This is a genomic window from Lampropedia cohaerens (genome assembly GCF_001005215.1).
Lineage (GTDB): Bacteria > Pseudomonadota > Gammaproteobacteria > Burkholderiales > Burkholderiaceae_C > Lampropedia > Lampropedia cohaerens.
The window spans coordinates 62,629-82,802 of record NZ_LBNQ01000008.1 but is presented as its reverse complement, the minus strand read 5'-3'; the positions used below and the strand labels follow the sequence as shown (position 1 = coordinate 82,802).

Annotated in this window: 17 protein-coding genes, 3 tRNA genes and 3 rRNA genes; 17 read left to right on the top strand and 6 right to left on the bottom strand. The window is 59.6% G+C overall.

The features are described 5' to 3' along the window. Positions 1-112 precede the first annotated feature (112 nt). From AAV94_RS00810 to AAV94_RS00780, 7 genes are all read left to right on the top strand, one after another. Positions 113-1,650 (top strand): 16S ribosomal RNA (locus AAV94_RS00810). Between the two features lie 111 nt (positions 1,651-1,761). Continuing rightward, positions 1,762-1,838 (top strand) — tRNA-Ile (locus AAV94_RS00805). A gap of 25 nt (positions 1,839-1,863) precedes the next feature. Further along, positions 1,864-1,939: transfer RNA gene (locus AAV94_RS00800), tRNA-Ala, on the top strand. Positions 1,940-2,308: 369 nt separating this feature from the next. Further along, positions 2,309-5,183, top strand: a 23S ribosomal RNA gene (locus AAV94_RS00795). A 135-nt stretch (positions 5,184-5,318) separates the two neighbouring features. After that, positions 5,319-5,431: ribosomal RNA gene (gene rrf / locus AAV94_RS00790) — 5S ribosomal RNA — on the top strand. Together the 16S, 23S and 5S rRNA genes with 2 tRNA genes alongside form the textbook arrangement of a ribosomal RNA operon. A gap of 78 nt (positions 5,432-5,509) precedes the next feature. After that, the gene (locus tag AAV94_RS00785) at positions 5,510-6,301 is read left to right on the top strand and encodes a lysophospholipid acyltransferase family protein (RefSeq protein WP_046740417.1); all 792 of its coding nucleotides are present in this window, start codon (positions 5,510-5,512) and stop codon (positions 6,299-6,301) included. A 49-nt stretch (positions 6,302-6,350) separates the two neighbouring features. After that, positions 6,351-7,205, top strand: a complete 855-nt coding sequence (locus tag AAV94_RS00780; protein ID WP_052754842.1) for a M48 family metallopeptidase — start codon at positions 6,351-6,353, stop codon at positions 7,203-7,205. Between the two features lie 23 nt (positions 7,206-7,228). On the opposite strand, the gene gspK is transcribed toward AAV94_RS00780, so the two are convergent. The 5 genes from gspK to gspG are packed head-to-tail and all read right to left on the bottom strand — an operon-like array spanning position 7,229 to position 10,345. Further along, complete coding sequence (gspK, locus tag AAV94_RS00775) at positions 7,229-8,230, bottom strand: type II secretion system minor pseudopilin GspK (RefSeq protein WP_046740416.1); 1,002 nt, start codon at positions 8,228-8,230, stop codon at positions 7,229-7,231. After that, positions 8,227-8,997: a PulJ/GspJ family protein gene (locus AAV94_RS00770; protein ID WP_052754841.1), complete on the bottom strand. Its 771-nt coding sequence runs from the start codon at positions 8,995-8,997 to the stop codon at positions 8,227-8,229. The genes gspK and AAV94_RS00770 overlap by 4 nt, the downstream gene beginning before the upstream one ends. Next, positions 8,997-9,365, bottom strand: coding sequence for a type II secretion system minor pseudopilin GspI (gene gspI, locus AAV94_RS00765; protein WP_331396712.1), 369 nt, complete (start codon positions 9,363-9,365; stop codon positions 8,997-8,999). Before gspI ends, AAV94_RS00770 begins: the two co-directional genes overlap by 1 nt. Beyond that, positions 9,362-9,823, bottom strand: coding sequence for a prepilin-type N-terminal cleavage/methylation domain-containing protein (locus AAV94_RS00760; protein ID WP_046740415.1), 462 nt, complete (start codon positions 9,821-9,823; stop codon positions 9,362-9,364). Before AAV94_RS00760 ends, gspI begins: the two co-directional genes overlap by 4 nt. A gap of 48 nt (positions 9,824-9,871) precedes the next feature. After that, positions 9,872-10,345 (bottom strand): type II secretion system major pseudopilin GspG, encoded by a 474-nt coding sequence (gene gspG / locus AAV94_RS00755; protein WP_046740414.1) that lies wholly within the window; start codon positions 10,343-10,345, stop codon positions 9,872-9,874. 135 nt (positions 10,346-10,480) lie between these two features. Here gspG and AAV94_RS00750 point away from each other — a divergent pair, with 135 nt between their 5' ends. From AAV94_RS00750 to AAV94_RS00725, 5 genes are all read left to right on the top strand, one after another. Then, the gene (locus AAV94_RS00750) at positions 10,481-11,026 is read left to right on the top strand and encodes a general secretion pathway protein C (protein ID WP_156167874.1); all 546 of its coding nucleotides are present in this window, start codon (positions 10,481-10,483) and stop codon (positions 11,024-11,026) included. Positions 11,027-11,205: 179 nt separating this feature from the next. Continuing rightward, positions 11,206-12,096 carry an amino acid ABC transporter substrate-binding protein gene (locus tag AAV94_RS00745; protein WP_046740413.1) on the top strand — a complete coding sequence of 297 codons (891 nt, stop codon included), beginning with the start codon at positions 11,206-11,208 and terminating at the stop codon, positions 12,094-12,096. 238 nt (positions 12,097-12,334) lie between these two features. After that, positions 12,335-13,090: an amino acid ABC transporter permease gene (locus tag AAV94_RS00735; protein WP_046740411.1), complete on the top strand. Its 756-nt coding sequence runs from the start codon at positions 12,335-12,337 to the stop codon at positions 13,088-13,090. Between the two features lies 1 nt (position 13,091). Beyond that, positions 13,092-13,757 (top strand): amino acid ABC transporter permease, encoded by a 666-nt coding sequence (locus AAV94_RS00730; protein WP_046740410.1) that lies wholly within the window; start codon positions 13,092-13,094, stop codon positions 13,755-13,757. A 15-nt stretch (positions 13,758-13,772) separates the two neighbouring features. Next, positions 13,773-14,510, top strand: coding sequence for an amino acid ABC transporter ATP-binding protein (locus tag AAV94_RS00725; protein WP_046740409.1), 738 nt, complete (start codon positions 13,773-13,775; stop codon positions 14,508-14,510). 65 nt (positions 14,511-14,575) lie between these two features. Here the strand turns inward: AAV94_RS00725 and AAV94_RS00720 are convergent, their stop codons facing one another. Beyond that, entirely contained in the window at positions 14,576-14,869 is a 294-nt protein-coding gene (locus AAV94_RS00720) for an H-NS histone family protein (RefSeq protein ID WP_046740408.1), read from the bottom strand. Positions 14,870-15,337: 468 nt separating this feature from the next. On the opposite strand from AAV94_RS00720, the gene AAV94_RS00715 reads away from it, so the two are divergent. From AAV94_RS00715 to AAV94_RS00695, 5 genes are all read left to right on the top strand, one after another. Then, complete coding sequence (locus AAV94_RS00715; RefSeq protein ID WP_046740407.1) at positions 15,338-16,183, top strand: symmetrical bis(5'-nucleosyl)-tetraphosphatase; 846 nt, start codon at positions 15,338-15,340, stop codon at positions 16,181-16,183. Between the two features lie 141 nt (positions 16,184-16,324). Further along, entirely contained in the window at positions 16,325-18,763 is a 2,439-nt protein-coding gene (gene lon, locus AAV94_RS00710) for an endopeptidase La (RefSeq protein WP_046740406.1), read from the top strand. Positions 18,764-18,890: 127 nt separating this feature from the next. Beyond that, positions 18,891-18,966, top strand: a tRNA-Gly gene (locus tag AAV94_RS00705). A gap of 180 nt (positions 18,967-19,146) precedes the next feature. Beyond that, positions 19,147-19,524, top strand: a complete 378-nt coding sequence (locus AAV94_RS00700) for a RidA family protein (protein ID WP_046740405.1) — start codon at positions 19,147-19,149, stop codon at positions 19,522-19,524. Positions 19,525-19,659: 135 nt separating this feature from the next. After that, the gene (locus AAV94_RS00695) at positions 19,660-20,169 is read left to right on the top strand and encodes a TlpA disulfide reductase family protein (protein WP_046740404.1); all 510 of its coding nucleotides are present in this window, start codon (positions 19,660-19,662) and stop codon (positions 20,167-20,169) included. Positions 20,170-20,174 lie beyond the last annotated feature (5 nt).

Sequence of the window (20,174 nt, the reverse complement as noted above, 5' to 3'; positions counted from 1 at the left end):
CGCTCATGCAAACAGAAGAAGAAGTGTGTAGGCCGAGAAGAGGTTGAGAGATCTTTTTTTAGCTTACAGGTTTACTTCAATTCCGCTTGAGTGAGTGAGTTTTTAAGAGATCGAACTAAAGAGTTTGATCCTGGCTCAGATTGAACGCTGGCGGCATGCTTTACACATGCAAGTCGAACGGCAGCACGGGTGCTTGCACCTGGTGGCGAGTGGCGAACGGGTGAGTAACACATCGGAACATGCCCAGTCGTGGGGGATAACTACTCGAAAGAGTGGCTAATACCGCATGAGATCTACGGATGAAAGCAGGGGACCTTTGGGCCTTGCGCGACTGGAGTGGCCGATGGCAGATTAGGTAGTTGGTGGGGTAAAGGCCTACCAAGCCTGCGATCTGTAGCTGGTCTGAGAGGACGACCAGCCACACTGGGACTGAGACACGGCCCAGACTCCTACGGGAGGCAGCAGTGGGGAATTTTGGACAATGGGCGCAAGCCTGATCCAGCAATGCCGCGTGCAGGACGAAGGCCCTCGGGTTGTAAACTGCTTTTGTACAGAACGAAAAGGGCTGGGTTAATACCCTGGTCTGCTGACGGTACTGTAAGAATAAGCACCGGCTAACTACGTGCCAGCAGCCGCGGTAATACGTAGGGTGCGAGCGTTAATCGGAATTACTGGGCGTAAAGCGTGCGCAGGCGGCTATGCAAGACCGATGTGAAATCCCCGGGCTCAACCTGGGAACTGCATTAGTGACTGCATGGCTGGAGTGCGGCAGAGGGGGATGGAATTCCGCGTGTAGCAGTGAAATGCGTAGATATGCGGAGGAACACCGATGGCGAAGGCAATCCCCTGGGCCTGCACTGACGCTCATGCACGAAAGCGTGGGGAGCAAACAGGATTAGATACCCTGGTAGTCCACGCCCTAAACGATGTCAACTGGTTGTTGGGAATTAACTTTCTCAGTAACGAAGCTAACGCGTGAAGTTGACCGCCTGGGGAGTACGGCCGCAAGGCTAAAACTCAAAGGAATTGACGGGGACCCGCACAAGCGGTGGATGATGTGGTTTAATTCGATGCAACGCGAAAAACCTTACCCACCTTTGACATGTACGGAATCCTTTAGAGATAGAGGAGTGCTCGAAAGAGAGCCGTAACACAGGTGCTGCATGGCTGTCGTCAGCTCGTGTCGTGAGATGTTGGGTTAAGTCCCGCAACGAGCGCAACCCTTGTCATTAGTTGCCATCATTAAGTTGGGCACTCTAATGAGACTGCCGGTGATAAACCGGAGGAAGGTGGGGATGACGTCAAGTCCTCATGGCCCTTATAGGTGGGGCTACACACGTCATACAATGGCCGGTACAAAGGGTCGCGAAGCCGCGAGGTGGAGCCAATCCCATAAAGCCGGTCGTAGTCCGGATCGCAGTCTGCAACTCGACTGCGTGAAGTCGGAATCGCTAGTAATCGTGGATCAGCATGTCACGGTGAATACGTTCCCGGGTCTTGTACACACCGCCCGTCACACCATGGGAGCGGGTTCTGCCAGAAGTAGGTAGCTTAACCGCAAGGAGGGCGCTTACCACGGCGGGGCTCGTGACTGGGGTGAAGTCGTAACAAGGTAGCCGTACCGGAAGGTGCGGCTGGATCACCTCCTTTCTGGAAAAGACAAGCGAAGGCTTGCCAAACGTCCACACTTATCGGTTGTTGGAAGACGAGCTGTTGATTACATCCTGGTGCCGAGGGTTCTGGGTGTGGTTGGTAGTGCTTGGGTCTGTAGCTCAGCTGGTTAGAGCACCGTCTTGATAAGGCGGGGGTCGTTGGTTCGAGCCCAACTAGACCCACCAAGAATCCAATGGATAGAGGATAGTAGGGGGATTAGCTCAGCTGGGAGAGCACCTGCTTTGCAAGCAGGGGGTCGTCGGTTCGATCCCGTCATCCTCCACCAAGAATCGTTGAACACCAAAGGAGCTTTCGCCAAAAGGCGAAGGATTCTTTGTTGTTTGTCGATGGAGATCGATGAATACGGCTGTTCTTTAAAAAATCATAGAGTCGAATCATTGTTGCTGATGGAAAGAGTGCGAAAGTGCTCACCGTGCCATCAGCGGCAAAATTGATTGCGTCAAGAACGAACATGCGGGCGAGGCGAAAGCTGAGCCTGGATGCTTCAAGTAATTGACGATTGTTCTCAGGGCATGCACGCGAGTGCGTGCCTGGCAAGACAAGCGTGAATTACGGCAATAACGCGTTAGAGAAGTTTGCTTGATTGAGATGGCAGAGGGCTTTGTGGTGAGAGCTGCAGAGGCCAAAGTTATAGGGTCAAGTGACTAAGAGCATGTGGTGGATGCCTTGGCGATTACAGGCGATGAAAGACGTGATAGCCTGCGATAAGCTTCGGGGAGCTGGCAAATGAGCATTGATCCGAAGATTTCTGAATGGGGAAACCCACCCGCGAGGGTATCCTTGGCTGAATACATAGGTCAAGGAGGCGAACCTGGGGAACTGAAACATCTAAGTACCCAGAGGAAAAGAAATCAACCGAGATTCCGAAAGTAGTGGCGAGCGAAATCGGAGCAGCCGTCTAGAGATAGCACAGGGGATATTGGAACGCATTGGAAACTGCGGCCATAGTGGGTGATAGCCCCGTACAAGAAAGACCTGTGTGGTACTAAGCTAGAGACAAGTAGGGCGGGACACGTGAAATCCTGTCTGAAGATGGGGGGACCATCCTCCAAGGCTAAATACTCGTAATCGACCGATAGTGAACAAGTACCGTGAGGGAAAGGCGAAAAGAACCCCGGGAGGGGAGTGAAATAGATCCTGAAACCGCATGCTTACAAAAAGTCGGAGCCCTGAAAGGGGTGACGGCGTACCTTTTGTATAATGGGTCAGCGACTTACATTCAGTGGCGAGGTTAACCGAATAGGGGAGCCGAAGAGAAATCGAGTCCGAATAGGGCGTCTAGTCGCTGGGTGTAGACCCGAAACCGAGTGATCTATCCATGGCCAGGTTGAAGGTGCCGTAACAGGTACTGGAGGACCGAACCGACTACTGTTGCAAAAGTAGCGGATGAGCTGTGGATAGGGGTGAAAGGCTAAACAAACTCGGAAATAGCTGGTTCTCTCCGAAAACTATTTAGGTAGTGCCTCAAGTATTACCTGCGGGGGTAGAGCACTGTTTTGGCTAGGGGGTCATGGCGACTTACCAAACCAAGGCAAACTCCGAATACTGCAGAGTAGAGCTTGGGAGACAGTGCACCGGGTGCTAACGTCCGGACACGAGAGGGAAACAACCCAGACCGCCAGCTAAGGTCCCTAAAATTGGCTAAGTGGGAAACGAGGTGGGAAGGCACAGACAGTCAGGATGTTGGCTTAGAAGCAGCCATCATTTAAAGAAAGCGTAATAGCTCACTGATCGAGTCGTCCTGCGCGGAAGATGTAACGGGGCTAAGCCAGTTACCGAAGCTGCGGATGCACAGATAACTGTGCGTGGTAGGAGAGCGTTCTGTAAGCCTGCGAAGGTGGCCTGTGAGGGCTGCTGGAGGTATCAGAAGTGCGAATGCTGACATGAGTAGCGTTAAAGGGGGTGAAAAGCCCCCTCGCCGTAAGCGCAAGGTTTCCTACGCAACGTTCATCGGCGTAGGGTGAGTCGGCCCCTAAGGCGAGGCAGAGATGCGTAGCTGATGGGAAGCAGGTTAATATTCCTGCACCGATTACAAGTGCGATGTGGGGACGGATCTTAATAGGTTATCTGGCTGTTGGAATAGCCAGTTTAGGCAGAAGTAGGCGTGTGTTAGGCAAATCCGGCACACATAAACCGAGGCTGTCGATCGAGCGGGCTTGCCTGCGAAGTAACTGAACGGGGTCCCAGGAAAAGCCACTAAGCTTCAGCTTGTAACGACCGTACCGCAAACCGACACTGGTGCGCGAGATGAGTATTCTAAGGCGCTTGAGAGAACTCTGGAGAAGGAACTCGGCAAATTGACACCGTAACTTCGGGAGAAGGTGTGCCCTAGTAGTGTGAGGTGAACAGCCGAGCATGAATGGGTTGCAAAAAATAGGTGGCTGCGACTGTTTATTAAAAACACAGCACTCTGCAAACACGAAAGTGGACGTATAGGGTGTGACGCCTGCCCGGTGCTGGAAGATTAAATGATGGGGTGCAAGCTCTTGATTGAAGTCCCAGTAAACGGCGGCCGTAACTATAACGGTCCTAAGGTAGCGAAATTCCTTGTCGGGTAAGTTCCGACCTGCACGAATGGCGTAACGATGGCCACACTGTCTCCTCCAGAGACTCAGCGAAGTTGAAATGTTTGTGATGATGCAATCTCCCCGCGGAAAGACGGAAAGACCCCATGAACCTTTACTGTAGCTTTGTATGGGACTTTGAACAGATCTGTGTAGGATAGGTGGGAGGCTTTGAAGGCAGGATGCTAGTTCTGCTGGAGCCGTCCTTGAAATACCACCCTGGTGTGTTTGAGGTTCTAACCTGCGCCCTTGAATCAGGGCGGGGGACAGTGCATGGTAGGCAGTTTGACTGGGGCGGTCTCCTCCTAAAGCGTAACGGAGGAGTTCGAAGGTACGCTAGGTACGGTCGGACATCGTGCTAATAGTGCATAGGCATAAGCGTGCTTGACTGTGAGACTGACAAGTCGAACAGGTACGAAAGTAGGACTAAGTGATCCGGTGGTTCTGTATGGAAGGGCCATCGCTCAACGGATAAAAGGTACTCTGGGGATAACAGGCTGATACCGCCCAAGAGTTCATATCGACGGCGGTGTTTGGCACCTCGATGTCGGCTCATCTCATCCTGGGGCTGAAGTCGGTCCCAAGGGTATGGCTGTTCGCCATTTAAAGAGGTACGTGAGCTGGGTTTAAAACGTCGTGAGACAGTTTGGTCCCTATCTTCCGTGGGCGCTGCAGATTTGAGGGAACCTGCTCCTAGTACGAGAGGACCGGAGTGGACACACCTCTGGTGTACCGGTTGTCACGCCAGTGGCATCGCCGGGTAGCTATGTGTGGACGAGATAACCGCTGAAAGCATCTAAGCGGGAAACTTCTCCCAAGATGAGATCTGCCGGGGCCTTGAGCCCCCTAAAGGGTCGTTGAAGACCACGACGTTGATAGGCTGGGTGTGCAAGTGCAGCAATGCATTGAGCTAACCAGTACTAATTGCCCGTGCGGCTTGACCCTATAACTTTGGTTTCTCACCAACCAACCAAGGCAAACCAACCAACGCGTTGCCTCGCAATCAATTACCATTCGACTCTATGATAGGCTCGCAGCTTGAAACACCAAAACCCTCAAGCCGCAGCCTCACCAGTTATGCCTGATGACTATAGCAGTCTGGTACCACCCCTTCCCATCCCGAACAGGACCGTGAAACAGACTCGCGCCAATGATAGTGCGGATCCCCGTGCGAAAGTAGGTCATCGTCAGGCTCCTACTCCAACAAGCCCCTTGCAATCCCCTTTGCAAGGGGCTTCGTTCTTATGGATCTTTGAGCAATGTCTTCATCCATGACTTTCAGACAACAACCTTTGCGTTTCCTGACGGCGGCCGTGCGCTCCTGGTTGCACTTGCTGGTCATGGGCATCAGCATGCTTGGGTTTGGCACGGTTCTGTTCATCGTTGCGATTTTCCGCAAGGGGGAGCCGATATACCGCATTGGCGTGGCCTGGCTTGCTGTCTGTGTGTCCAGCGCCAAGTGGATGCTTGGGATCCGGTATGTCGTGCATGGGCTGGAGAACGTTCCGGCGCGCAATTCCGGTGTCAAGGTGGTGGTGCTGGCCAAGCATCAGTCGACTTACGACACCTTTGTCATGCCCTTGATACTGCGCGAGCAGGTGCTTTCGTATGTCTTCAAGAAGGAACTGCTGTCGATTCCCATTTTTGGCTGGGGCATGCGCCGCATGGACATGGTGCATATCGACCGGGCGCAGCGGGAGAAGGCCCTGCACAAGGTGCTGTCGCAGGGCAGGGCATTGCTGGCACAAGGCAACTGGGTGATCATGTTTCCCGAGGGCACGCGCGTGCCGCGCGGGCAGGTGGGAAGCTACAAGAGCAGTGGCGCGCGCCTTGCGATTGAGGCGGATGCGGTGATTCTTCCTGTGGCCATTGCTTCGGCGCGCTGCTGGCCGCCGCGTGCCATTGTCAAGCAGGCGGGCGTGGTGGACATTTCCTTCGGTCCCCCGATTGCGACAAAGGGCAGGAAGGCGCAGGCAGTGATGGATGAAGTGCAGGACTGGATCGAATCCGAGATGCGCCGCATTGATCCCCAAGCCTACACCGATGGCCAGGACGCACGTTAGCAGTCGCTGACCATCGTCTTTCGCTTGAGGCAGTTGGCAGGATGTTTCAATGAACAGCTTTGCGCATCCGTTGGCGAACCGGATGGTGACCCTGCAAGGTCCGGCTGGGCCTGTTGCTATCCGTTATATTCTCGCGACCGGACAGCGCCGCTCTGTCGGGCTGGTGGTGACCCCGCAAGGCTTGCAGGTGAGAACACCGCCGTTGCTACCGGCAGCGCAAGTGGATGCGCTGTTGCAGCGCAAGGCCGGCTGGATTCTGCAAAAGTTGCAGGCTGCGCAGCAGCAAGTGCAGGGGCAGACTGCAGCACCTCCGCCGTGGTCGGACGGAGCGTGGTTCGCCTGGCGCGGCGAGTGGGTGCAGGTTTGCGCGGAGTTCCCGGGCCGGCAACCGCGACTGCAGTGGCAGGCACCAGCGGTGCAGGACGTGGGCATGGCGGTGCGCAAAACAGGATATCTGGTGCGAGCACAGACATCCCAGCACGGCAACACGCTGGCTTCGGGTAGTGAACGGCCGGTGGCAAGGTTGCTGGTCAATGCCCCGCGCTCGGTTCCGCAACGCATTGGCGCATGCGTTGAGCGCTGGCTGCGCGCGCAGGCCATGCAGACGCTGCAGGATTATTGTCACCAGTACGCGCCGCTGTTGGGCGTGGTGCCGACGCGTCTTTCGTTGACCAATGCCAGCACGCGCTGGGGAAGTGCCTCAAGCAATGGTGCGATTCGCGTGCATTGGCGGCTGTTGCAACTGCCGCCGCCGCTGTTCGAGTACGTGGTGGTGCATGAGCTGGCGCACTTGCGCGAGATGAACCACAGCCCGAGGTTCTGGGCTCATGTGCAACGCGTCATGCCCGACTATGTGCAACGGCGGACAATGCTCAAGGCCATTCGTCTGGACGAGTGGACATGAGGTGGCAGTAGCGTGAACAGGTTCTAAGGCAATGCCCCCGTGCTGCCCGGCGCCGTGGCGCTGCGGCACTCGCGTCCTATGATGCGCACGCGGCGGCCATCGCGGTGCAGGATGTAGCTGTCGCGCACCTCGAGGTCCTCCAGCCGCATGTGGCCGGCGACGCGGAAGTAGTCGCTGCTGACGCTGTACTGCATGGTGCTGAGTGCCGGCTGCGCGGCAAGCAGCGACTGCGCTTGCGCCAGGCTTGTCAGGGGCGCCCGCGCCCGCGCCGCGACCAAGGTTGCGGCAGCACTGTTGAGCTCGGGATCGAATGCGGCGGCAAGCACCCGCTCACTGGCAGTATTGAGGTTGATGGTGGTGCGTGTGGGCAGTACCGTGACGTAGGGGCGCAGCAGATCCAGCTGTGCCGGCGTCAGCCCCAGCCAGACCAGCTCATCGGTGCAGGTCGGCGTGATGGCAACGTTGGCATCCAGTGCCAGCAGCGTGGATGCCAGGTAGCTTTCAGCCATGCTGATGACCAGCTCGGGTGCCAGGCCCAGTGAGAGAAACAGGCGCTGGAACTGGGCAACCGCAGCGCCGTCCAGCGCCCCCCCTGAGATCAGATTGGCAACGTTCAGGCGGGCATTGAGGTCCTCGATGCCGCCTGAGAAAAAGGCCTCGGTAAGGTCGGCATTGGCATCGGTCGACACGTTGTTGTCAGCGGCAAGAAATGTCCCCAGGCGCGATTCAGCGAGTGGCACGGTCCAGGGCTCATTGAGATGGTCGACCAGGGTGCGGCCGGCGATGCGGTCGGCTTCGTAATCCTGCACGAGCACGATCTTGGCCCAGTCCAGCGCGCCGCGGATCAGCCAGCGCGACTGCTGCTGGGCGCGCTCGTCCCGTTCGGCCTGTACGCTTTGGCGTTGTGTCCACGTCGTCGCGGCGGCGAGGCTGGCCACCAACACCACGATGAGCATGGCCAGCAGCAGTGCCGCGCCGCGCTCAGGCGCTGCGCCACCGATGGCTGGCTGCCGTGTCCGCGTCATCGGTTGGCTCCGAAGGTGGGGTTGAGCCAGTCCCGCGTGATCAGACCGCTGATGAAAGCCCCCGATGCGACGTCGAGCTGCAGGCGCACTGCGTCCGGAATGTCGGCGCGCTCGCGCGGGCCGGCATAGGCAGCGGCAGGTGGCGCATCCCCCGAGTCGCCTTCACCTTGAGGCGCATTGGGCACGGGAGGAGCGTCCGCCACGTCGCCGCCGCCCTGGTGGGAGAGTGGATTGACCCAGCGCCCCTCGCGCGAGAAGTAAAGACGCCAGTCATGGATGGGCAGCAGCACGACCTCGCTGCCGTAGTCGCGCACCGGATGCCCTTGCGCCCAGCGTGCCGCAGTTTCCCAGGCCTGCGCCCATTGCTGCCGGGAGAACACCGGTTGGGACTGCCAGCGCAGCCATTGGCGTTGGCCATCGATGTTGCGCTCGCTCCATGCGACCACCAGCAGGCGCGCGGGCTCCGTGGCGCTGGTGCGCGCCGCGGCGCGCGTGAGACGCAAGACCTTGCCGTTCCAGTCGATGGCGGGGATGACGGGCAGCTGCACGAGTTGATCCAGGTCGGTCTGCCATTGCATCATCGCCGTCTGAACCACCGCGTGCTGCAGCGCGCGCTGACGGGTGCGCTCGTGCGCCTGCAGCAGGGCATCTAGGCCGCGCCAGCTCAGTGCGGCCACCATGGCCATGAGCGCCATGGCGACGGTCACCTCTATCAGCGTAAAGCCTTTTTGCCCTTGTGACGGCATGCGATGCGACGGCCGTTGCATCAGAAACGCCCCACGAGGGTGGTCAGAGAGAGAATCAGCGCGCCATTGTCCAGCACGCGCGCATCGACGCGCCGCAGCGACGGATTGACGGTGGCGCTGCTGACCAGTTCGACGCGGAAGAGGCGCCCGGCCTGCTCGCACTGGGACTGGGTCGTGGTGATGGGCGGCAGTGTCCCCATCAGTCGCACCTGGATAAGGGCATTTTCAGCGCACCACTGTGCCAGCATCACGGTGTCGCGCCGCTCGGCATTGTGAATGAGGGCGCCCGCTGCGCGCGAACCTGCGGCCAGCGTGATGGCGGTGATCGCCAGGGCCACCAGCACTTCGAGCAGCGTGAAGCCCGGCGCGGCGCGGTGGCTTCGCATCATGGCGCCAACGCCGCCCGGAACGGCCGCAGGCCGTCGCTGGAGACAACGACGCGCACGTTCGGGCGATCGGGCAGAAACAGGTCAACACGCTGTGCCGGCAGGATCGGCTCGGGCCCGAGTATCAGTGGCGCGACGGCGCTGGCCTGCACGTCGGCCAGCTCCCAGTGCGTTGGCAAGGTGGCGATGAGGTGCGGTGGCTGGCCCTCGAAGCGAAAGCCCTGCGCGTCCAGGCGCCAGCGCAGCGGCTGGCCATTGGCGCGTGCGTGCACGCGTGCGGTTTCCAGCAATGTGGCCAGGCGGTCGCCCTCGCGTTCCAGAGCGCGCAGCCGTGTGTCCGGCCAGCTGAGCGCAACCAGCCCGACGCCGATGGCGATGATGGCCATTACCATCAGAACTTCCAGCAGCGTGAAGCCTCGCCCGCGCTGGGCGGCAAAGCGGTTAGCGGCGTGCCTGTACATGGCCGGAAGGAGGCAGTGCCAGCGGGCGATGCAGCAGGTTCTCGCTGATCAGTGCCAGCTGCCGATGTCGGCGTTGACGCCCTCACCGCCGGGTTGGCCATCAGCGCCGTAGGACAGCACATCCACCTCACCGTAGACGCCGGGGTTGATATAGACATAGGGATTGCCCCAGGGATCGACGGGCAGTTTGCCGCCTTCGATGTAAGGCCGGCTCCAGCGTGTTGGTACGGGCTCCGTGGTCGGGCGGGTAATCAGTGCCTGCAGGCCCTGTTCGCTGGTCGGGTAGCGCATGTTGTCCGTGCGATAGAGCTTGAGCGCCGTCATCAGGGTATTGATGTCGGCCCGCGCAGCGGTCTGGCGGGCGTCGTCGGTTCGACCAAGGATGCTTGGGGCCACCAGTGCCGCCAGCACGCCGATGATGACCACCACCACCATGATTTCGATGAGCGTGAAGCCGCGTTGCCTCGCGGCCGGGCATGAGCGGCATGGGGGGACAGTCGCATACGGGGTGGAGCGGTTCATGGCGTGATCGGTCGTGCGCACAGAGAGAAATAGCGGAGTGGATACCCTGTTCATGAAAACATCGTGAACAGCAGATGACACGCGAGGCTTCAGGCCATCGCGACCTGTACTGCCGAGGTGAATGATAATCGCAGCATGCAAACCCTGATACTTCAGCGTCCTTGGACGGTGCGTCTGACGACGTTCATGGTGTGGATCCTGGCCGCCGGGTCTGTGGCAGCATGGGTCATGACGCGCCCAGGCGCAGGCGCGCAGCTGGAGGCCGCGCCCGTGGCTGCCAGCGCCCTGGTGGCGGATAGCCAGGCATTGCGCAAGCTGCTGGGGGCGTCTGCGCCGACGGCGATGGCTGCGTCCACACCGACTGTCAGGTCGTCCCAGTATGCGCTGGTGGGAATTCTGGCTGGCAGCCAGTCGGGCCTTGGTGCCGCGCTGATCAGCGTGGATGGCAAACCGGCGCGCACCATAACGGTTGGCCAGCGACTGGGCGAGGAAGGGCATGCCAGTCAGATGCGGTTGCTTGCCGTACGGGGCCGCAGCGCTACGTTGGGGCCGGTATCTGGTGCGGAGGAGGCACAGTTGGTGCTCGAACTGCCACCGTTTGAGGCGGCGCGCACGCCACAGGGGCGGGCGCAGGCAACAAACGCGTTCAGACCGGGCAACGATGCGCTGCTCAATCGCTGACAATTGCGACAATCTGCATCACTGAAGTGCTTTGAAGCCCCGATTGCGGGAATTGGACGCCCCAGGCAGGGTTTTTTCAGGGCCTTGGGCGCACGGTTTTTGTGATAATGCACGTTCGAGTGGTGGCGGTGCGCATGCTTCCGTGACCCTTTAGGAATGGTTATTTCGAGGAAAACTTCATGAAAAAACACCTGCTTGCGCTGACTTTGCTGGCTGCAGCCACTGCGGCGTTCAGCCAATCCGGCACGCTGGAGAAGATTAAGGATTCGGGGGAGATCGCCTTGGGAGTGCGTGAATCTTCCGGGTTGGGCTATACGCTGGGTAACGGTGTGTACGTGGGTTTCCACACCGAAATGGCCGAAAACATCGTCAAGGATCTCAGCGCCGATCTGGGCAAGGAGATCAAGATCAACTACCAACCTGTGACCTCGCAGAACCGCATTCCGCTGGTGACCAACGGCACGGTGGACCTGGAGTGCGGCTCGACCACCAACAACCGCGCGCGCCAGAAAGAGGTCGACTTTGCGTACACCACCTACGTGGAGGAGGTGCGCATTGCCACCAAGAAGGACTCGGGCATCAATTCCGTTGCCGATCTGGATGGCAAGACCCTGGCGGTCACCACGGGCACGACCTCGGTGCAGACCTTGCGCAAGCATCGCCGCGCTGAAGGCGTAAACTTCCGCGAGATCATGGGCAAGGACCACGCCGACAGCTTCCTGCTGCTGGAAACCGGCCGCGCCGATGCCTTCATCATGGACGGCTCGATTCTTGCTGCGAATATCTCCAAGTCGCGCACGCCCGAGGCCTACCATATCGTGGGGGAAGTGCTCAATGTCGAGCCCATCGCCTGCATGCTGCGCAAGAATGACGAGGCGTTCAAGGCTGCGGTGAACAAGAGCATTGTGCGTCAGATTGAGGACGGCACCCTTGAGCAGTTGTGGAACAAGTGGTTCCTGCAGCCGATTCCTCCTGCCAATACGGTGGTCGGCTTGCCGCTGTCGGAGAGCACCAAGCAAGCCTGGGCCAACCCGAACGACAAGCCGATGGAAGACTATTCCATCGAGTGATCGCGCGGGACGAAGCGGTCCTGGTGGCCGCGCCGCGTGCGTGCATCGAGAACGCTCCAGCGGGCGCTGCGGCCTGCCTTGGAGCGTTTTTTGATCGTACGAGAACCCGGTTGCGCCCCGCCGTTGACGGGCGTTGCATGCGTGGTGCGGTTGGGGCGCCATGGTTGCGCGATATGGGCAACGCCGCGCATGGGGTGGCTAGTGCGGTTTACGCAGGCAGTGCAATGAGGAGAGAGCAATGAATTGGGATTGGCAGGTTTTCTGCCGTGACAACATCACCGGTGAAGTGGCGCCGCGTTGCTTTGGCGAGGGCGGGAACGTCACCTACCTCGACTGGATGCTGTCGGCCTGGGGCTGGACTATTTCCGTGTCCTTGCTGGCGCTGGTCGTGGCGCTGGTGGTGGGGGCGGTCATCGGGACCATCCGTACGTTGCCTAACAGCCCCTGGCTGGTGCGGCTGGGCAATGCATGGGTCGAGCTGTTTCGCAACATTCCGTTGCTGGTGCAGATTTTTCTCTGGTACCACGTTGTGCCGTCACTGTTTCCGGTGATGCGTGGCGTATCCGGTTTCGTGCTGGTGGTGATCGCGCTGGGATTTTTCACGTCCGCGCGGATTGCCGAGCAGGTGCGCGCAGGCATCCAGGCCTTGCCCCGCGGGCAGCGCTATGCGGGACTGGCGCTGGGCTTTACGACGTGGCAGTGCTATCGCTACGTGCTGCTGCCAATGGGGTTTCGCATCATCATCCCACCACTGACCAGTGAGGCGATGAACATCTTCAAGAACTCGTCGGTGGCGTTTGCCGTCTCGATTGCCGAGTTGACGATGTTTGCAATGCAGGCGCAGGAAGAGACCTCGCGCGGCGTTGAAATCTATCTGGCTGTCACCGGGCTGTACATCGTGTCAGCGTTTGCCATCAACCGCATCATGGCATTCATCGAGAAACGCACCAGGGTGCCGGGCTTCATTGCCAGCGCTTCGGGAGGAGGGCACTGACATGCAACTGGATCTGTCGTTTTTCAGCTGGGAGCTGATCAGCAATTACGTGCTGAAGGGCCTTTATTTCAGCCTTTATCTCACGGTGATTGCCACCATCGGTGGCGTGATTCTTGGCACACTGCTGGCCATGATGCGCCTGTCGGGCAAGAAATGGCTGGAAATACCGGCCACCATTTATGTCAATGGCATGCGCAGCATTCCGTTGGTGATGGTGATTCTCTGGTTTTTCCTGCTCGTGCCGCTTCTGATCGGTCAGCCCGTGGGGGCCGAGACCTCCGCCATCCTTACGTTTGTCGCATTCGAGGCTGCCTATTTCAGCGAGATCATGCGCGCCGGCATCCAGTCGATTCCGCGCGGCCAAGTCTACGCGGGGCAGGCGCTGGGTATGACCTACGGTCAGAACATGCGTCTGGTCATTCTGCCGCAGGCATTTCGCAACATGCTGCCGGTCCTTTTGACGCAGACCATCATCCTGTTTCAGGACACGTCGCTGGTCTATGCCATCGGTGCCTATGACATGCTCAAGGGATTCGAGACGGCGGGGCGCAATTTTGGCCGACCCATGGAGGCCTACATTGGCGCCGCCGTGGTTTACTTCGTGATTTGCTACAGCCTTTCCTTACTGGTCAAACGGCTGCAAAAGAAAATTGCCATCATTCGCTAAAGGGAGCAATGCACCATGATTGAATTGAAGAATGTTTCGAAATGGTATGGCGAGGTGCAGGTGCTCGACAATTGCACCACGCGCATCGAGAAGGGCGAGGTGGTGGTTGTGGCAGGCCCCTCGGGCTCGGGCAAGTCCACCTTGATCAAGACCATCAATGCGCTGGAGCCGTTTCAGCAAGGTGAGATCTGGGTGGATGGCATAGCCGTGCACGACAAGAAAACCGATCTGCCCAAGTTGCGCAGTCGGGTGGGCATGGTGTTTCAGCATTTCGAGCTGTTTCCCCATCTGTCCGTGACGGAAAACCTCACCATCGCCCAGGTCAAGGTGCTGGGCCGCTCGCAGGACGATGCCAGGGCGCGCGGTCTGAAAATGCTCGACCGGGTCGGCCTGATGGCGCACAAGGACAAGTTCCCGGGTCAGCTCTCGGGCGGTCAGCAGCAGCGTGTGGCGATTGCGCGGGCCCTGTCCATGGACCCCATCGTGATGTTGTTTGATGAGCCGACGTCCGCGTTGGATCCGGAAATGGTGGGCGAAGTGCTGGACGTCATGGTTGGCCTGGCCAACGAGGGCATGACGATGATGGTGGTCACCCATGAGATGGGCTTTGCGCGCAAGGTTGGTAGCCGTGTGATCTTCATGGACGTGGGGGGCAAGATTCTGGAAGACTGCTCGACCCAGGAATTCTTTGCGAATCCGGATGCGCGCCAGCCCAGGACCAAGGATTTTCTGCAGAAAATCTTGGCCCACTGAGGCTATTCAGCGTTAAAAAAGCCCCTTGGTGCAATGTACCAAGGGGCTTTTCAATGGGTTGGGAATCAGGACTGAATCAGGAACTTCTCGCGGTCCTGGCCTTGAATCCAGCGCGGGGGCTTGCCGCGGCCGGTCCATGTTTCACCGGTTTCCTTGTTGAGATACTTCACGGCAACCTTTTTGTTGCTGCCTTGACGCGCGGACTTGCTGTTGCCGAACACATCGTTGACAGTCAAACCATGCAGCTGAATGAGCTTGTGAATTTGTGCAAGGGCTTCAGCGCGTTCAGCCTGACGAACCTGATTGATTTTCTGTTCAAGTGCTTCGCGTTCTTGAAGAAGTTGTGCCAATGTAGTCATGGTAGTTCCTGTTTTGACCAATGAATTGTGCGGCGATTATATCGCGTCGCCACGGCGCGAGTAAAAAGCTACCTATATTGAGCCTTGGTGTGCCGGCGGTTTTTGTAGGTGGCGGCTGATTCTTTATGCCGAATATTCTCGCGCCGAAGCGCTAGCGGCAGGCATCGATGGCTACGTCGAGTTACTAGGCAGCCTGGCATTGCCAGTGGCGCCGCGCAGGATTCCCGAGCCGTGCTTAATGCGACGATGTCACACTCTTGAATCAATGGATACATGGGCATAGCCTGTGGTTTGGCATGTGCGGCAGCATGAACTGCCGCTTGCACAGAGGGATCTCGCTGCTGGTGATGGGCGCGTCGGTGCTCGTGGGCCAGGCGACTGCCGGGCAATTCGTTCACGACGATGCACCTCGCCACGCGCACTTTTTCTCCGCCGCTTTGGCGGCGTGCATCGTGCTTTAATAACAGCATGGCAACCTATTTGATTGGCGATGTGCAGGGCTGCGATGCTGCGTTGGAGCGCCTGCTGAATGAGGTGGGGTTCTCGCCCAGTCGCGACAAGGTGTATCTGCTTGGCGATCTGGTCAATCGCGGGCCCGCGTCGGCGCAGGTACTGCGGCGCTGCATGCGTATGGAGGGCAGCCTGCTGGCCATCCTTGGCAACCATGATCTGCACCTGCTGGGCACGGCCGCGGGTGTGCGAAAAGGGAGCCGGCGCGACACCCTTGATCGGGTGCTGCAGGCGCCGGACGCCCAGCAAATGCTCGAATGGCTGCGGCATCAGCCGCTGGCGCGCCTGGTCGAGGGCTTTGGTGCGCCGCTGCTGCTAGTGCATGCCGGTCTATTGCCGGATTGGACGGCGCAACAGGCACTGTCGCTGGCCGCCGAGGTCGAGGCGGTGCTTGCCGATGCCCAGGCGTCGCAGGCATTCATCTCCGTGATGTATGGCAACAAGCCGGCGAAATGGTCGCCGGATCTGCGTGGGGCTGATCGCTTGCGCGTCATCGTCAATGCCCTGACGCGGCTGCGTTTCTGTACCTCCAGAGGGCGGATGGATTTCGATTGCTCGGATCATCCCGATCAGGCGCCCGCGGATCTGGTGCCATGGTTTGAAGTCACGCCGCGCGCCAGTGCCGATACGTTGATTGCGTTCGGGCATTGGTCGACGCTGGGACTGCTCAACCGCCCGAATCTGCTGGCGCTGGATACGGGCTGCGTGTGGGGTGGTTGCCTGACGGCGGTTCGGCTGGGCCCGACGCTGGCGGACCGTGAGTTCATCCAAGTCTCCTGCGAAGCGGCGCAAACACCGGGCTGAACCAGACGGCTGCGGGCACGGTGTTGGGGCTGGTCGGCTTATTTCGCAGGCGCAGTCATTGGCGCCTGCCGGATTTTTTGTGTGTGCCGTTGAACTTGCTGCGCCAGCCCCCATCTGCACATCCATTGCAAAGGTTTTGATATGACTGAGAACGCCACCCCATTGACCGACGCCCACTTCACCCTGCCATTGTTGCCATTGCGCGACGTGGTGGTCTTTCCCAGCATGGTGGTGCCGCTGTTCGTCGGTCGCAGCAAAAGCATCAAGGCGCTGGAGCTGGCGATGGAGCAGGAGCGGCGCATTGTGCTGGTGTCGCAGAAGTCCGCGTCGCTGGACGAGCCCGGACCGGACGATTTGTTCGACATTGGCTGTGTGGCCAGCATCGTGCAGATGCTCAAGCTGCCTGATGGCACAGTCAAGGTGCTGGTCGAGGGGCAGGATCGCGTCAAGCTGCACGGCGTGACCGAGCGCGAATCCCATTTCGAGGCCTGCGTCAGCGTGCTGGCCGTGCCGCCGGTGGATGCCATGACCGCCAAGGAGGTCGAGGCGCTGCGCCGCGCGGTGATGCAGCAGTTCGAGCAGTACGCCAAGCTCAACAAGAAGATTCCGCAGGACATTGCCGTGTCCATCGCCGGTATCGAGGATGCGGGTCGCTTGGCCGACACCATCATGGCCCATCTGCCTGCGAAGCTGGAGGCCAAGCAGGCCCTGCTGCAGACGCTGGATGTCGGCCAGCGTCTGGAAGCTCTGCTCGAGCAGCTGAGCTCGGAGGTTGACATCCTGCAAATTGACAAGCGCATCCGCAACCGCGTCAAGCGGCAGATGGAGAAGAACCAGCGCGACTTCTACCTCAACGAGCAGGTCAAGGCCATCCAGAAGGAGCTCGGAGAGGGCGAGGACGGGGTCGACATCGAGGAGCTGGAAAAGAAGATCGAAGCGGCCAAGATGAGTGCCGAGGCGCGCAAGAAGGCCGAGAGCGAGCTCAAGAAGCTCAAGATGATGTCGCCCATGTCGGCCGAGGCGTCGGTGGTGCGCAACTATCTGGACGTGCTGGTGGGCCTGCCCTGGTCGAAGAAGACCAAGATCAAGAAGGACCTGGAGGCGGCAGAGAAGATTCTCAACGCCGACCACTACGGGCTGGAGAAGGTCAAGGAGCGCATCCTCGAGCACCTGGCGGTGCAGCAGCGCGTCGACAAGGTCAAGTCCCCGATCCTCTGCCTGGTCGGGCCGCCCGGCGTGGGCAAAACCTCGCTGGGTCAGTCCATCGCCAAGGCGACCGGGCGCAAGTATGTGCGCATGGCGCTGGGTGGCATGCGCGATGAGGCCGAAATCCGCGGCCATCGGCGCACCTACATCGGCGCAATGCCCGGCAAGATCCTGCAGAACCTGAGCAAGGTCGGCACGCGCAATCCGCTGTTCTTGCTCGACGAGATCGACAAGCTCGGCGCCGATTTCCGGGGTGATCCGTCCAGCGCGTTGCTGGAGGTACTCGATCCCGAGCAGAACAGCAGCTTCACCGATCACTACGCCGAGGTTGCCTTTGACCTGTCGGACGTGATGTTCGTGGCCACGTCCAACAGCATGAACATCCCGCCGGCGCTGCTGGACCGCATGGAGGTGATCCGCCTGTCGGGCTACACCGAGGAGGAAAAGCTTAACATCGCCATGCGCTACCTGTTGCCCAAACAGATCCGCAACAACGGCGTCAAGGCCGGCGAATTGGAGGTCAGCGAGGACGCCATCCGCGACATCGTGCGCTACTACACACGCGAGGCGGGCGTGCGTTCGCTTGAGCGCGAGATCTCGCGCATCTGCCGCAAGGTCGTCAAAGGCATCCAGCTCAAGCAAATGCAGGCGCCGGTCAAGGTGACCGCTGACAACCTGGCGGACTTCCTCGGTGTGCGCAAATTCACCTATGGTCGTGCGGAAAAAGAGGACCAGATCGGTCAGGTGGTGGGACTGGCCTGGACGGAAGTGGGCGGCGATCTGCTGACCATCGAGGCGGCGGTCATGCCGGGCAAGGGCAATGTCACCCGGACCGGTTCGCTGGGCGACGTGATGAAAGAGTCCGTGGAGGCGGCCCGTACCGTCGTGCGTGCGCGTGCGCTGGCGCTGGGTATCCAGCCCAGCCTTTTCGAGAAGAAGGACATTCACATCCATGTGCCCGATGGCGCCACACCCAAGGATGGGCCCAGCGCCGGCATCGCCATGGCGACGGCCTTTGTGTCGGCCCTGACCGGCATTCCCGTGCACGCCGATGTCGCCATGACGGGTGAGATCACGCTGCGCGGCGAGGTTACGGCCATCGGTGGGTTGAAGGAGAAACTGCTGGCAGCCCTGCGCGGTGGCATCCGAAAGGTGCTCATTCCGGAGGAGAACGTCAAGGACCTGCAGGAGATTCCGGACAACGTGCGCAACGGGCTGGAGATCATTCCGGTCAAGTGGTTCGATCAGGTCATCGAACACGCGTTGGTGCGCCAGCCTACGCCGCTGTCCGAGGAGGAAGTGATGGCGGCAGCACCCACCACTGCCACCGAGGCCGGCAAGGGCACAGGCATGATCGACATCGTCTCGCACTGAGACGCTGTTCATGGTCAGAAGGCATGAGGGGACTGAAGCCAGCTGTCATGCGTGAGATTTTTTGCCGAGACGGTTGTTTTTCAGTGTAGAATCTAGGGCTTGATTGGGCGGCATCGCCAAAGTCAATGCGGGAATAGCTCAGTTGGTAGAGCGCAACCTTGCCAAGGTTGAGGTCGCCGGTTCGAGACCGGTTTCCCGCTCCAGTATTTAGAAAGAACCGCTACCTGTTGGCGGTTTTTTATTGCCCGGACGTTGGAGTTTGGGCACGTTGCGCCAGGCCTTGCGCCAACCGGCTTCGTTGAACAGCTGCTTGAGAAGTTTTGCAATGCCGTGGCGACGCTGTCTGCGCGTGTATCCTGCATCCTTTCTTGGAGAAAGCCGCCATGTCCTCTGCCTGTCCCACACTTGTTCGCCACGATGTTGGTGCCCGGCTTTCGGAGATCGCGGTGCATAACGGCACGGTCTATCTGGCTGGGCAGATCCCGGAAAACAGTCCCGGCGCCGATCTGGCCACGCAGACGAGGGAAGTGCTTGGGCATATCGATCGGCTGCTGGCACAGGCGGGCTCAAGCAAGAAGAGTATCTTGCAGTGCCAGATCTACCTGCGCGACATTGCGCAAATCGCGGTCATGAACCAAGTCTGGGATGCCTGGGTGGTGCCTGGTCACACGCCGCCGCGCGCCACCGTGCAGGCGCAGCTGGCCAACCCGGATTACGGCATCGAAGTGGTGGTGGTGGCTGCCGTCGAGCAGCAGGGCTGAGGCGTAGGGCTCCCGTCTGTGCAGAGGGTGGGTGCCTGGCGCACATGACAGCAGCGGATGGTGGTATAACTTCATGCCACGACATGACCATCGCGCCTTGCACCATGGCCTTCATTGCCTGAATTCTCCCCCTCCATGCCCGTTCGTCTGTTCACGCGTGTTGCTGCGGCCCTCTTGCTGGCCGTGGCTGGCTATGGCGTATGGCACTTCGTGCTGCAGCCTCGCCAGGCGCCGCAGTCCGATTTCGTGTTGCTCGATGGCTCGCGCGCGCAGACCAGCGACTGGCAGGGCAAGGTTCTGCTGGTGAACTTCTGGGCTACCAGCTGCACCAGTTGTGTCGCGGAGATGCCAGCCTTGGTGCAGACCTACGAGAAATACCAGGCCCGCGGACTCGATACGGTGGCAGTGGCCATGGCCTACGATCCTCCTGCCTATGTGGTCAACTTTGCGCACAGCCGGCAACTGCCATTCAAGGTTGCGCTCGACAATACGGGGGCGCTGGCCAAGGACTGGGGGGATGTGCAGCTGACGCCCACGACCTATGTGGTGGACCGACAGGGCTCGATCGTCAAGCGTTACGTGGGGCCTCCCGATTTTGGCGAACTGCATACGCTGATCGAGCAGTTGCTGCAGTCGGCGGCGTAAGCAGC